A 13,755-nucleotide genomic window follows, 5' to 3' on the forward strand; every position below is an offset into this window, starting at 1 on the left:
AGCCAATCAGTGCAAAGAACCAGTACCCCAGAAGGATTTACCAGCCCCATGGCCCGCCGCCAAAGTCCAGCCCCAGCAGTGGATTCCAGCTCCGATTACACCGAGCACATCGTGGATATCGACGTCACGTCCGAGATGGAAGGCTCTTTCCTGGAGTACGCCTATTCGGTGATCTATTCCCGGGCCCTGCCTGACGCCCGCGACGGCCTGAAACCGGTGCAGCGGCGGATCCTGTACATGATGAGCGACATGGGACTCCGGCCGGACCGCGGCCACGTCAAGAGCGCCCGCGTGGTGGGCGAGGTGATGGGCAAGCTGCACCCCCACGGCGATACCGCAATCTATGATGCCATGGTGCGCATGGCCCAGGACTTTTCGCTGCGCCTGCCCCTCATTGACGGGCACGGCAACTTCGGCTCGCTCGACGACGGCCCGGCGGCCCCGCGGTACACGGAGGCCCGGCTCGCAGCGGCGGCGCTGACGCTGACGGACCACCTCGACGAAGACGTGGTGGATTTCGTCCCCAACTATGACAACCAGCTGACCCAGCCGGACGTGCTCCCGGCGGCATTCCCCAACCTGCTGGTTAACGGCGCAACCGGCATCGCCGTGGGCATGGCCACCAACATGGCCCCGCACAACCTCGTGGAGGTGATCTCCGCGGCGCGGCACCTGATCGCCCACCCGGACGCCACGCTGGATGACCTGATGCGCTTTGTGCCCGGCCCGGACCTGCCTACGGGCGGCCGGATCGTGGGCCTGGACGGCATCCGCGACGCCTACGCCACCGGGCGCGGCTCGTTCAAGACCCGCGCCAAGGTGGAGATCGAACAGCTGTCGGCCCGCCGCACCGGCCTGGTGGTCACCGAACTGCCGTACATGGTGGGGCCGGAAAAGGTGATCGAAAAGATCAAGGACGCCGTCAACGGCAAGAAGCTGACCGGCATCAGCGACATCGTTGACCTGACGGACCGCAAGCACGGGCTGAGACTGGTCATCGAGCTGAAGAACGGATTCAACCCCAACGCCGTGCTCCAGCAGCTGTACCGCTACTCGCCGATGGAAGATTCCTTCGGCATCAACAACGTGACCCTGGTGGACGGCCAGCCGCAGACCCTGGGGCTGGTGGCGCTGCTCTCGGTATATGTGGGGCACCGCATCGACGTGGTGCGCCGCCGCACGGTGTTCCGGCTCGGCAAGAAGAAGGACCGCCTGCACCTGGTGGAGGGCCTGCTGGTGGCCATCGTGGACATCGACGAGGTCATCCAGATCATCCGCTCCTCCGACGAGGCCGCGGCCGCCCGGGTACGGCTGATGTCCATTTACGACCTCACCGAGATCCAGGCCAACTACATCCTGGAACTGCGCCTGCGCCAGCTGACAAAGTTCTCGCGGATCGAACTGGAAAAGGAGCAGGATGAGCTGCGCCGCGAGATTGCGGAACTGGAAGCCATCCTCGGCTCCGAAGAGCGCCTGCGCGAACTTGTCTCCACCGAGCTGGGGGAAATCGCCGAGAAGTACGGCACGCCGCGGCGGACCGTTCTGCTCGAGTCCGAAGCCGTCTCCCCCACCGTGGCCGCTGCCCTCCCTGCACCCAACGGCAAAGGCAAGGCCGCGCCGCTGGCTCTGGAGATCGCCGACGATCCCTGCTGGGCGATCCTCACGGCTTCCGGGCAGATCGCCCGCACGTCCAACCAGGAGCCACTCGCCGAGTCCGGTCCGCGGTCCAAGCATGACGTCTTTTTGTCCGTCGTCAAGACGTCGGCCCGCGGCGAGATCGCAGCCGTGACGTCGCAGGGACGCATGCTGCGACTGCAGGTCATGGACATGCCTGTCCTTCCCCCGATGTCCGGCCTGCCGAACCTCGCCGGCGGCGTCCAGGCCAAGGATTTCATCACCCTGCTCAAGGGCGAATCCCTGGTCGCGTTCGCGCCGCTGGACCAGGTCCTGGCCATCGGCACCGCCCAGGGCGTGGTGAAGCGGGTCCAGCCTGACTACCCCCTGAACCGCGAGGACTGGGAGATCATCGCCCTCAAGGACAAGGACGAGGTGGTCGGTGTCGCGCCGGCGGCGTCCGAAGAGGCCGACCTCGTGTTCCTGACGCGCCAGGCCCAGCTGCTGCGGTTCGGAGCCGGGGCCGTGCGTCCCCAGGGCAGGACGGCCGGGGGCATGGCCGGCATCAAACTTGGCGACGGCGACCAGGTGCTGTTTTTCGGCGCGGTGGCACCGGGGGACGACGACGCCGTCGTGGTCACCATCGCCGGCACGAACGGAGCGCTGCCCGGGACCGCACCCGGCGCCGCGAAAGTGACGGCTTTCGCCGAGTACCCTGCCAAGGGCCGCGCCACCGCCGGGGTCAGGGCGCACCGGTTCCTTAAGGGCGAAGACACGCTGCTCCTCGGCTGGGCAGGACATGGTCCGGCCAAGGCCTCCTCCGCGTCGGGCGTGGCGCGTTCCCTGCCTCAGGAGCACGGCCGGCGGGACGGGTCCGGCATTCCGCTGTCCCAGCCCGTGGATGTTGTGGGTCCTGCCATGGCCTGGGCTGATCCGGCTTAGACTGCTGCCATGCCTATCGTTCCTGATGAAAAAGACTGGACCTGGGTCCTCTCCCGGCCCTGCCCGGAGTGTTCCTTCGACGCTTCGACGGCCACACCGGCCACCGTCGGACGGACTGTGGAGAGCATGCTGCCGCGGTGGCGGGCTGTGCTCCGCCGTCCGGACGCGGCAGAGCGGCCGGACGAGGACACGTGGTCGCCCCTCGAATACGCCTGCCACGTCCGGGACGTGTTCAGCCTGTTTGACCAGCGGTTGAACCTGATGCTCAAGGATGACAACGCCCGGTTCGAGAACTGGGACGGGGACCTCACCGCTGTTGAGAAAAATTACGCCGGGGCCGACCCCGCCGTGGTGAGTGCCGAACTGACGGCGGAAGGCCAGCAGGTCGCGGAGTCCTTCGCCGGTGTCAAGCAGGCCGACTGGGGCCGGAAGGGCCTGCGCAGCAACGGCTCGGAGTTCACGGTGCTGACCCTGGCGCAGTACTTCCTGCACGACGCCGTCCATCACCTCCACGACGTGGACGGCTGAGCGGGCTCAGAGCTCCTTGTCCCACGCCATGCTGGTGTTGACCGCCCGGTAGCCCATCTTGGTGTAGAGGGCCAGCGCGCCGGTGGGGTTTTCCGAGTCGACGTCCAGTGAGGCCACGTCCATGCCGGCGGCCGTGAAACGACGGAGGGCATCGGCGAGGAGGGCCTGCGCGATCCCCCTGCCGCGGTACTCTCGGCGCACGCCGAGCAGTTCGGTGTACCCCTCGCGGATGCCACGCTGGACGGCGATATCGGGGTCGTGGCTGGCCAGCTGGTAACCGGCCACTTCCCTGGTGGCGCTGTCCAGGACCACGGCGCTGAGATCAGGGCGTGCCTGCGGATGGTTCACCGTGAAAGTCCATGACTCCTCGTCGCGTGGCTCGCTGCCCCAGTGGTCGCGAAAAGACTCGTTGTGCGCCACGCGGACGGCCTCGTGGAGGTCCGGCCCTATGCCGGCCAGCTCCAGGCCGCCGGCGAGGACGTTCCCCGGCAGCGGCTGGTCCAGCGGCCGGTGCATCTCATTGAAGTAGCGGACTATTGTGTAACCGGCTGATTCCAACAGCCTGGCCTGGTGGCTGTGCTGCTCTTCCAGATGGATCCGGAGCCGCGGCGCTGTGCCGCCGGCGGTTCCTGTGGCCGCCGGACTCTCCGCGAATCGCTGCCGCGCACGTTCCTCCAGCCAGCCCAGCAGCGCCCCACCCACCCCGCGGCGCTGCCAGCCGGGATCCACGCAGCCGAAACCATGGGCTGTCCCTGCTCCCGGATTCCTGGAGATCCGCGCAGAGGCCCGGGTGACGCCGTCGTCGTCCAGCCCGAGCACCGTGTTGGTGGCGGGCGGATTTTTCCGGGATTCCACCTGCTGCCGGAGGTCCGCCGCCCGCTCATACCAGACGGGGTTCTCCACCGCTGCTGTCCGGGCAATCAGCGCCGCCCAGGCCGGTACGTCGGATACTGTGGCGGCCCGCCACCGAAGCCCCGGAAAGTCCACGTTGAGGTCCTGGTCCATGGCAACAGGCTAATGCAGGTGTTATGTGCCTGAAGGAAGCGCGCCCAGCTGATGCGCAGAGGGGCTGACGTTTGCCACGCAGTCCTTCCATTTCCAATGTATGCCCTTCATGGGGGCTTGCGGCAAGCCCCTGTTCCGGGCGCATAATCGCCGGACGCCAAGATGCAGGGAATCGGGAGCAGCCCATGACTGAGAATTTGTCAACGCACGCGGAGCATGAAGTGGTGATCGCCGGAGGAGGCCCGACCGGGCTGATGCTGGCCGCCGAACTGGCGCTGGCGGGGGTTGACGTTGCCGTTGTCGAGCGGCGCGTCAGCCAGGACCTCCCCGGTTCCCGCGCGGGCGGCCTGCACGCACGCACGATCGAGGTCTTCGACCAGCGTGGCATCGCCGACCGGTTCCTCGCCGAGGGGCAGGTGGCCCAGGTCGCGGGCTTCGCGTCGGTCCGCCTGGACCTCAGTGACTTTCCCACCCGGCACAACTACGGCCTCGGGCTGTGGCAGAACCACATCGAGCGCATCCTGGCCGGCTGGGTCGGTGAGTTGCCGGTGACGTTCTACCGGGGACGCGAGGTGACCGGATTTGTGCAGGACGGCGCCGGCGTCGACGTTATGCTGTCGGACGGCCAGTCGCTGCGGGCGCAGTATCTGGCCGGATGCGACGGCGGCCGCAGCCTGGTCCGTAAAGCAGCGGGAATCGATTTCCCCGGCTGGGATCCGACGACGAGCTCCCTGCGCGCCGAAGTAGAGATGACCGAGGAACCCGAACTGGGCATCCGCCGCACTCCCGCCGGCACGCACGCCCTCGGCAAGGTCGAATATGAGATCAAAGACGGCGAGGTCATCTACAAGCCCGGGGGGACGCTCGGGGTTGTGCTGACCGAGCCTCACGTCCGCACGGGCGAGCCCACCCTGCACGATCTTCGTGAGGGCCTCATCGCTGTCTACGGCACCGACTACGGAATCCACAGTCCCACCTGGATCTCCAGGTTTACGGATACGACCCGGCAGGCCGCTGCGTACCGGAAGGGAAGGGTCCTGCTGGCCGGAGACGCGGCGCACGTGCATTCCCCGGTCGGCGGGCAGGGCCTCAACACCGGCGTGCAGGATGCGGTGAACCTGGGCTGGAAGCTGGCCCAGGTGGTCAACGGGACGTCGCCGGAGAGCCTCCTGGACAGCTATCACGCCGAGCGCCATCCGGTCGCTGCCCGCGTGCTGCGCAACACGATGGCGCAGGTGGCGCTGATGCGCGTTGACGACCGCATCGAGGCGCTGCGCGACACCGTGGCCGAGCTGCTGGGCATGGACGAGCCGCGGAAGCGTTTCGCCGCGATGATGTCGGGCCTGGACATCCACTACAACCTCGGCGAGGGGCACCCGCTGCTCGGCCGCCGCATGCCCGACCTCGACCTGGCCACCGCCGGCGGCCCGCTGCGGGTCTTCTCTTTCCTGCACCATGCCCGGCCGGTACTGCTCAACCTTGGTGAGCCTGGCGGGTTTGACACCGTTCCGCGGCCGGACCGGGTCCTGCTGGTCGACGCCCAGTACGGTGGAGTCTGGGAGCTTCCGGCGCTCGGGCCGGTGACCGCACCCACTGCCGTGCTGATCCGGCCAGATGGCTACGTGGCCTGGGTGGGAGGCCCAACCCGGCAAGGCCTTGATGACGCGCTGGCCACCTGGTGTGGAGCGCCGGCCGCGGCGTAGGAATTACGACGCCGGCACCAGGCGCGGGCGTTGCACCGCACCCGGAACTTCTGGCCGGGCAAGGTCCAGCAGGTCGTCCATCGGGTGGACATCGGCCAGGTTATGGGTCACCAGGACGACCGTGCGGTCAGCGAGGCCGGACCGCAGGTCGGCCAGCATGGCGCGTCCCGCCTCGGCATCCAAATGGGCCGTTGGCTCATCCAGAAGGATGACCTCGGCTCCGGTCATCAGCGTCCGGGCAACAGCCAGCCGCTGCCGTTCGCCGCCGCTGAGGAACGACCCTCCCGGGCCAATCCGGGTATCAAGCCCGGCCGGCAAGCGGGCAACGAGCCCGCTCAGGCCCACGGCGGCAAGGGCGGCCGACATCTCGCCGTCGGCTCCTTCCGGAGCTTCCGCCGTCGGGCGCCCGAGCAGGAGGTTCCCACGGAGGGTGGAGTCGAACAGGTGAGCCTCCTGCGGGCACCACGCCGCCCGGCCGGTCACCCATAGCCGGCCGGTGGCCGGCGGCAGGAAGCCAAGCAGCACGGAAAGCAAGGTGGACTTGCCTGCTCCGGACGGCCCGGTGACGGCCAGCCAGCGGCCCGGGCCGGCAACTGCGCCTACCCCGGTGAACACGGGATCCCCGCCGGGCCAGACCGCCGCCACCCCCTCGAGCTCCAGCCCGGGGACTCCACCCTCGCGGGCGGCGGGGCGTGCGACGCCGTCGTGGGCACTGGCAGCAGATGGTGCGCCGTCGAGCGCGCCGGACCGGCCGATCCGCCGCATTACGGTCCGGAATGCCGGGAACTGGCGGACCGCCGTCGTGACTGCTGCGTAGGGTTCCACCAGGGCCAGCTGCAGCAGCACAATCACAGCCGCCGTGGCGGGCGCCAGCGATCCGTCCAGCACCTGCGGCGCCGCCATCACGGCACTGGCCAAGGCAGCCACGCCGCAGGCGGCGGTGGTGACTGCCTGCCCCAGGCCTTCGGCCCAGGCGGACCGCTGGGACGCCCGGGTGGCCGCGCGGTCGTCAACAGCAAGGTCCGAGAGCACCCTGGAGGCTACCCCATTGGCATGGAGTTCGGCCCGGGCGTCCAGTGCGGCCGCGGTGCGCCGGAGCACGCCGTCACGCAGGCCCTGCTCGGCCGTCGCCGAATGCCGGTCCGCCCACAGGGCCGCCGCAGGGGCCAGGAGCAGGCTGGCCGCGGCGGCCGCTGCCACGGCGGGAAGCGCGGCGGGCACCAGCAGCCCTGTCGCGGTGAGCGTCGAGGCGGCCACCGCCGCGGCGGTCACGGGCGGCAGGACCACGCGCGGCAGCATATCCCGGACGGTGTCGACGTCGTTGATCACCGAGCCGAGGACGTTGCCGCCCTGCAGCAGCCGCCGAAGGGACAGCGCCCGGCGGCTGAGTGACTCCCACAGCCGGCCGCGGAGCCGGGTGAGCGTGGCGAACACGGCATCGTGCACCAGGAGTCGTTCCCAGTAGCGGAGGACGGCGCGCCCGATGCCGAAGAACCGTACGCCGACGATGGCGGTAAGCAGGTACAGGATGGGCGGCTGCCCGCTCGCCCGGATGATGAGCCAGCCGGAGAGCCCGGCCAGGGCGACGGCGAACAGTGCCGCCAGCGTTCCCACCAACGCCGCGCCGGCAAACTGCCCACCCACGGGCGCGAGAAGACGGGCGAGGAGCATGCCTGTTGCCGGACCCTTCCCGACATCGGCGTTGCCGCTGGCGGCGGGTCCCCCGGCCACCACCGGGGCAGCTGGAGCCGCGTCCGGACCGCTGTCCTCCGCCCCGTGGTCCGCCGCCCCGTGGTCCGCCGCCGCGCGTTCTGCCCCGTGGTCCGTTGCCGTCACGGGGGCCGCCGGTGTGCCGGAGGCCAGGGTCGACGGCTCCGTAAGTCCCCGGGCCGACACAGGAACCAGATGGTCCGCCAAGGCACGCGTCCGTGCGTCGTGGGCCACGAGGATCACCGTGGTCCGGCCACGCAGAGCCAGGATGGCGGCCTCCACCTGGGCCGCCGAGGCGCCGTCCAGGTGCGCTGTGGGTTCATCGAGCAGGAGCACCGTGGCGCCGGACCTGATGCGTGCCAGGCCTCGGGCCAGCGCCACGCGGCGCAGCTCCCCCGGGCTCAGTTCGGCCGGGTGCTTGTGGGCGAGGTGGCCGGCGGCAGCGGCGGCGAGGCACTCGCGGGCCGCTTCATCGGATTCCGCCGCGGCTGTTCCGCCGGCGAGGTACAGCACAACTTCGTCGAGGACCGTTGGCTGCACCATGACCGGGTGCTGGGGCACCCACGCCACACTGTCGCGGTCCAAACCGGAGAGCCGGCCCGTGACAGCCGTGCCCGCGCCGTCGCCGATCGTTCCGGCCAGCACGCCCAGGACGGTGCTTTTTCCTGTGCCGCTGGGGCCGTCCAAGGCGGTGATCCGTCCCGGCGGGGCGGTGAAGGTCAGGGGCCCGACGGCGGCTGCCGACCTGCCCGCATAGGTCACCGTGAGGCCGGTGACTCCCACTCCCCAGCCGGCTGCCGCGTCGGCCGGGACGCCGCCGTCGTCCTCCGCACGCCGGGCCTCCGCCTTTCCTGCCGGCAGCGGCGTTGGCTCGGGAGCCTCGGTGACCGCCGTCGCTTCGGCGAGCGCTGCGCGGCCGTCGTCGCTGGCGTGGTGCGCGGTACCCAGCTCGCGGAGGGGAAGGTAGCAGTCGGGCGCCAGGATCAGGGCCAGGAGCCCGGCCTCCAGCGGCATGTCGCCGTGAACCAGGCGCACGCCGATGAAGACGGCCACAACTGCCACGGAAATGGTGGCGATAAGCTCGAGGGCCAGCGCGGACAGGAACGCGGTGCGCAGTGTCCCCATGGTCCGGGACCGGTACTCCTCCGAGATCTCCTCGAGAGCCTTGCGCTGGGCTGTGGCGCGCCCCAGGCCCACGAGCACGGGAAGGCCTTTTGCCAACTCCAGCATGTGGGCGGAGAGACGCGACAGGCTGGCCTGCGCGGCCCTGACGTTGTCCTCCGTATACCGGCCGATCAGGACCATAAAGAGCGGCACCAGCGGCACGGTCAGGACGATGACCACGGCACTGACCCAGTCGGCGAACAGGATCCGTGCGCCGAGCAGCAGCGGGATGGCCGCGCAGTTCACCAGTGCGGGCAGGAACTGGGTGTAGTAGTTGTCCAGCGCATCCAGGCCGCGGGTGGCCAGGACTGCCAGGCCGCCGTCGGCGGGGCCGGTGGCGCGGGCGCCGTTCCGCAGTGCCCGTGCGAGCAGTCGGGAGCGCAGCTCCTCCTTGATGCCCAGGGCGGCGCGGCGGGCAGCCACGCCCTGGGCCCAGACGGTCACGGACCGCAGGACGGCGCCGGCCAGTCCCCAGCCAAGGCCATCCGCCGACGCGGGGTCCGCTGATGTGAGGCCGGCGAGCATGGAGGCGACTGCCTGCCCCATCAGGAGGAGGGACAGCGCCTTCAGTGCCGCCAGGAACCCCAGCCAGTAGATTGCCGAGCGGGTGACGGGACCGGGGGGAAGGCCTGGGCGCACGGCTCAGCCCTTGGTGGTGAAGGCTTTGGCGGCAACTGCCGGGAGGAAGCTGTGCGCCTCCGGGATGTCGGCTGCGCTGACCCGGCGGCGGAAGACCCAGTAGGTCCACGCCTGGTACGCGATGACCAGGGGCAGCCCTACCGCCGCCACGATGCTCATGAGCCCCAGCGTGTAGTCCGAGGACGAGGCGTTGGAAATGGTGAGGTTGAATTCCGGACTGAGGGTGGAGGGCAGGACAACGGGGAAAACCGCGCCGAAGATCGAGGCACTGCCCAAAACCAGGAAGGCTCCCAGGGCCGCAAACGCCCGTCCCTCGGATCCGTTGCAGGCCATGAACCAGGCAGCTGCTGCGGCCGCCACGGCAACGGCCACCGCCGCGAGGGTCCAGGGCTTGCCGGCCAGGACCTGGACGCTGACGGCCCAACCCGCCAGCGGCAAGAGCAGGACCGGAAGCAGGCGGATGAACCAACTGCGCGCACGGTGCCGCACATCGCCGTCGGTCTTCAGGGCCAGGAAGGCCAGGGCGTGCAGGAGCGAGAAGCAGACCACTGCCAGCCCACCAAGGACGGCGTACCAGCTGAACCACGCGAGCGGCCCGCCTTCACGGTCTCCGTTGGCGTTGAGCGGCAGCCCGGTGGTGGTGAGCGCCAGCGTGGCGCCCACGCCGAAGGCGGCCAGGAACGAACCCAGCGCGATGGCCCAGTCCCAGCGGGCGCGCCAGCTGTCGGTGTCCACCTTGCCGCGGTACTCGAAGGCCACCGCACGGAAGATGAGCGCGACAAGGACCACCAGCAGCGGGAGGTACAGGGCGGAGAACAGGGAGGCGTACCAGAGCGGGAAGGCGGCAAAGGTTGCCCCGGCGGCTGTCAGCAGCCAGACCTCGTTGCCGTCCCACACCGGACCGATCGTGTTCAGCAGCACCCGGCGTTCGGTGTTGTTCCGGGCGAAGAGCTTCATGAGCATCCCCACGCCGAGGTCGAAACCCTCCAGGAAGAGGTATCCCGTCCACAGCACCGCGATGGCGATGAACCAGATGGTGGGCAGCAGTTCCATTCGAAGCTTCCTCTGCTCTTAGTAGGCGAATGCCAGGACGTCGTCGGCGGGCTTGCCGGTCCCCGGGCCGCCATTGCCGCCCGGGGTGGCGTCCTCGTTCTCGTCCACCGGGGCGTGGGCCAGTTCAGGCATGGCCGAGACGATGCCGCCGCGGATGTACTTGACCAGCAGCTTGACTTCGACAACCAGCAGCAGCGCGTAGACGGTTGTCAATACCACCAGCGAAGTCAGCAGTTCCCCGGCCGACACCCCCGGCGAGACGGCGGCGGCAGTGAACATAAACACCTGGTCGATGCCGTTCAGGTCCGGATTGGGGGCCACCACAAACGGCTGCCGGCCCATCTCCGTGAAGATCCACCCGGCCGCGTTGGCGCCAAACGGTGCCAGGATGCCAAAGACGGCCAGCCGCATCAGCCATGGGGACGCGGGAACGGTGCCTTTGCGGGTCACCCACAACGCAACCAGGGCTGCCAGCGCCGCGAGTCCGCCGAACCCGATCATCATCCGGAACCCCCAGTAGGTGACTTCCATGACGGGAACGTACTGGATCTCCTGGCCGGCGCGTTCGCCATAGATCGGGTTGTCCGGCAGGTGGGTGCCGTAGTCGGCTTTGTACTGGCCCAGCAGGCTGTTGACCCCCTGTACCTCGGTGGTGAAGTCACCCTTGGCGAGGAAGGAGAGGATGCCCGGGACTTCGATCAGCGCCACGATGTCATCGCAGTTCTGGGACCCGAGGTTGCCGATGCTCAGCACCGAGAACCCGGTGCCGTCGTGGCAGGCGGCTTCCGCTGCCGCCATCTTCATGGGCTGCTGCTCAAACATCAGCTTGCCCTGCAGGTCGCCGGTGAGGGCGGTGCCGGCGAAGGAAATCATGGCGACGACGGCGCCGATCCGAAGGGAGCGGATCCAGACTGTGTGGTCGGCCCGGTCACGGCCGGGAATGCCTGCCTCGCCCGGTACAACGTTGCCGTTGGCGTCCACAGTGTCGATGCCGTCACGGCGGCGGCGCCAGAGGTGGTACCAGGCGATGCCCAGCAGGAAGCCCCCGGCCACTGCCAGCGCCCCCATCAGGGTGTGCGGGACGGCAACAAGGGCGGTGTTGTTGGTGAACACCGCCCAGGCGTCGGTCATGACCGGCCTGCCGTTGATCATCTCGACGCCCACGGGGTGCTGCATCCAGCTGTTGGCCACGATGATGAAGTACGCGGAGAACAGGGAGCCCACCACGGCGATCCAAAGGCAGGCCAGATGGATGCCGGGCTTGAGCTGCTTCCAGCCGAAGATCCAGAGCCCCAGGAACGTGGATTCCACAAAGAAGGCAAGCAGTGCCTCCAGTGCCAGCGGAGCGCCGAACACGTCGCCCACGAATCGGCTGTATTCGCTCCAGGCCATGCCGAACTGGAACTCCTGGACGATGCCGGTGGCCACACCCATGATGAAGTTGATCAGGAAAAGCTTGCCCCAGAACTTGGTCATCCGCAGGTACTCCTGCTTGCCCGTGCGGTGCCACATCGTCTGCATAATGGCCACCACAAGGCCCAGCCCGATGGTCAGCGGCACCATCATGAAGTGGTAGACGGTGGTGATGCCGAATTGCCAGCGTGCGATTTCCAAGGCGTCCAAGGCAGTCCCTACTGTTGTCGGGTTCAACTCTTCTACGTTCAGTAGAACTTGACTTCTACCGAGTGTAGAACAAATCCGCCCGGCACTGTAAACCGACAGATCCCTCAATACGGCCGGCCTGAAGGGCTGCGCCGCGCCCACTGTTCTACTTGACGTAGAAAGTGACGCCAAAACGGGGTAAATTTGTATCTGTAGTGTTCAGCTGTTGTCACCCGGGCCTGCAGGCCCGACGGTGCGGGGAATCAAAGGATGTATGGGAAATGGCTAGTCTTGGCGAACTGGAACGGGCAGTGATGGATCTGCTCTGGGCGGGCCATGAAGCAGCCACGGCAAACACCCTGCGCGATCTGCTGGCGCAAAGCACTGAGGCCACGGGCGGCGCTGCGGGACATGAGGGCAAGGAACTGGCCGTCACCACCGTGCTTACTGTGCTCTCACGGCTGGAGAAGAAAGGCCTCGTTGAGCGGGAGCGCGGCACCAGGCCGCACCGCTACCAGGCTGTCTCCAGCCGGGAAGACCACACCGCCGAGCTCATGCATGAGGTACTGGGGTCCGCCCCTGACCGGGAAGCTGTACTGGCGAGGTTCATCGGGTCCGTGACCGAAAGTGAAGCCGAAACACTGCGCAAACTGCTCGGCCACATTTAGCGGGCCATGTTCTGGACCTCGTACCTGCTGGCGGTCCTAGCGATAGTCCTGGCGTGGCCGGTGCCTATCTTCCTCTCACGCGCCCAATGGCCGGCCCGGTCACCTTTTACCGCGATGCTCCTGTGGCAGGCCATCGCCCTGGCGGGCGGGCTCTCCATGATCGGCGCGATGCTGGTGTACGGGCTGGAACCGATTGGCGAGAACCTGATCGCCGGACTGCGGGCACTGGCCGGCATGGTGCTCTTTAATGCACCCACCACTGCGCTCGGCTTCTGGCACCTATTTGCGCTTTCCGCCGCGGCCCTGCTGACCGCGCACCTGGTATTCACCCTGCTGCTCACGTACTACCGAATCGAGCGGCAGCGTCGCCGGCACCGCGAACTGCTGGCGCTGCTGGCCTCACCGTCCACGCAGGGGGCGGGAACAGTCGTTATCAGCCATGACTCGCCGGTGGCGTACTGCCTGCCGGGCGGCGCACGCTCGGTCACTGTCCTGTCCGACGGCCTGATGGCGGCCCTCGAACCAGCCGAGCTGCGGGCCGTCCTGATCCATGAAAACGCCCATCTCAGCCAGCGCCACCATCTCCTGCTCTGGGCATTCGCTGCGTGGCGCCAGGCACTCCCCTGGCTGCCCACCACGCGGCTCGCGCAGGAGTCCGTGAACGCGCTGATCGAGATGCTGGCCGATGACGTCGCGCTGAAAACAGAGAGCAAAGCAACCCTGATTAAGGCCATAGCCATTGTGGCCAGTGGGTCAGCCGCGGCAGGACCGGGGGCTGACTTCCAGCCGGCCGGCCAGACCGGCTTGGCCCTCGATGGCCTCGAAACCGCCGCAGGCGTCACCGGGGCCGATTCGGCGCGGACCACCGCATCCAGGGTCAGCAGGCTGCTCTCGCCGCGGCCGCAACTCCCGGCTGCACTGCGTGGAAGTGTCGTGGCAGGCTGCGTCCTGCTCCTGGCCCTCCCGACGGCATTGCTGATCGTGCCCGGCCTGCTGGGCTGAGTCCAGCGGCAGCGGCCGGATCTGCCCACCCCGTGGAGTTTTTGTCCAGATAACGGGACTTAGAGGGCTCCGAAGGCGCCTTATCTGGACAAAAACTCAGGAGGAAGAGGCGATCCTGGCGCGGA

The 13,755-nt window shown here is 68.3% G+C and carries 9 protein-coding genes and 1 pseudogene; 5 read left to right on the forward strand and 5 right to left on the reverse strand.

Annotated elements, in window-relative coordinates:
* The first annotated feature begins 48 nt into the window (after window positions 1-48).
* Both AU175_RS02910 and AU175_RS02915 read left to right on the forward strand, forming a co-directional pair.
* A complete protein-coding gene (locus tag AU175_RS02910; RefSeq protein ID WP_066285689.1) occupies window positions 49-2,556 on the forward strand; it encodes a DNA gyrase/topoisomerase IV subunit A in 2,508 nt (835 codons plus the stop codon).
* A gap of 9 nt (window positions 2,557-2,565) precedes the next feature.
* On the forward strand, window positions 2,566-3,084 hold the full coding sequence (locus AU175_RS02915) for a DinB family protein (RefSeq protein ID WP_066285691.1): 519 nt from the start codon (window positions 2,566-2,568) through the stop codon (window positions 3,082-3,084).
* A 6-nt stretch (window positions 3,085-3,090) separates the two neighbouring features.
* Here the strand turns inward: AU175_RS02915 and AU175_RS02920 are convergent, their stop codons facing one another.
* Window positions 3,091-4,089, reverse strand: coding sequence for a GNAT family N-acetyltransferase (locus AU175_RS02920; protein WP_066285693.1), 999 nt, complete (start codon window positions 4,087-4,089; stop codon window positions 3,091-3,093).
* Window positions 4,090-4,274: 185 nt separating this feature from the next.
* Here AU175_RS02920 and AU175_RS02925 point away from each other — a divergent pair, with 185 nt between their 5' ends.
* The gene (locus tag AU175_RS02925) at window positions 4,275-5,792 is read left to right on the forward strand and encodes an FAD-dependent monooxygenase (RefSeq protein ID WP_066285695.1); all 1,518 of its coding nucleotides are present in this window, start codon (window positions 4,275-4,277) and stop codon (window positions 5,790-5,792) included.
* A gap of 3 nt (window positions 5,793-5,795) precedes the next feature.
* On the opposite strand, the gene cydC is transcribed toward AU175_RS02925, so the two are convergent.
* From cydC to AU175_RS02940, 4 genes and pseudogenes are all read right to left on the reverse strand, one after another.
* Complete coding sequence (gene cydC / locus AU175_RS22730) at window positions 5,796-7,463, reverse strand: thiol reductant ABC exporter subunit CydC (protein WP_442855304.1); 1,668 nt, start codon at window positions 7,461-7,463, stop codon at window positions 5,796-5,798.
* A 288-nt stretch (window positions 7,464-7,751) separates the two neighbouring features.
* Window positions 7,752-9,212, reverse strand: a pseudogene (gene cydD, locus AU175_RS22735) (thiol reductant ABC exporter subunit CydD); the annotation flags it as partial.
* 96 nt (window positions 9,213-9,308) lie between these two features.
* Complete coding sequence (gene cydB / locus AU175_RS02935; RefSeq protein WP_066285697.1) at window positions 9,309-10,358, reverse strand: cytochrome d ubiquinol oxidase subunit II; 1,050 nt, start codon at window positions 10,356-10,358, stop codon at window positions 9,309-9,311.
* 18 nt (window positions 10,359-10,376) lie between these two features.
* A complete protein-coding gene (locus AU175_RS02940) occupies window positions 10,377-11,981 on the reverse strand; it encodes a cytochrome ubiquinol oxidase subunit I (RefSeq protein WP_066285698.1) in 1,605 nt (534 codons plus the stop codon).
* 260 nt (window positions 11,982-12,241) lie between these two features.
* On the opposite strand from AU175_RS02940, the gene AU175_RS02945 reads away from it, so the two are divergent.
* Window positions 12,242-12,628, forward strand: coding sequence for a BlaI/MecI/CopY family transcriptional regulator (locus AU175_RS02945; RefSeq protein WP_066285700.1), 387 nt, complete (start codon window positions 12,242-12,244; stop codon window positions 12,626-12,628).
* A 6-nt stretch (window positions 12,629-12,634) separates the two neighbouring features.
* Window positions 12,635-13,630 carry a M56 family metallopeptidase gene (locus AU175_RS02950; RefSeq protein ID WP_066285703.1) on the forward strand — a complete coding sequence of 332 codons (996 nt, stop codon included), beginning with the start codon at window positions 12,635-12,637 and terminating at the stop codon, window positions 13,628-13,630.
* The last annotated feature ends 125 nt before the right edge of the window (window positions 13,631-13,755 follow it).

Origin of the sequence: Arthrobacter sp. B6 (genome assembly GCF_001663775.1) — a bacterium.
In the GTDB taxonomy this organism is placed as follows: domain Bacteria; phylum Actinomycetota; class Actinomycetes; order Actinomycetales; family Micrococcaceae; genus Arthrobacter.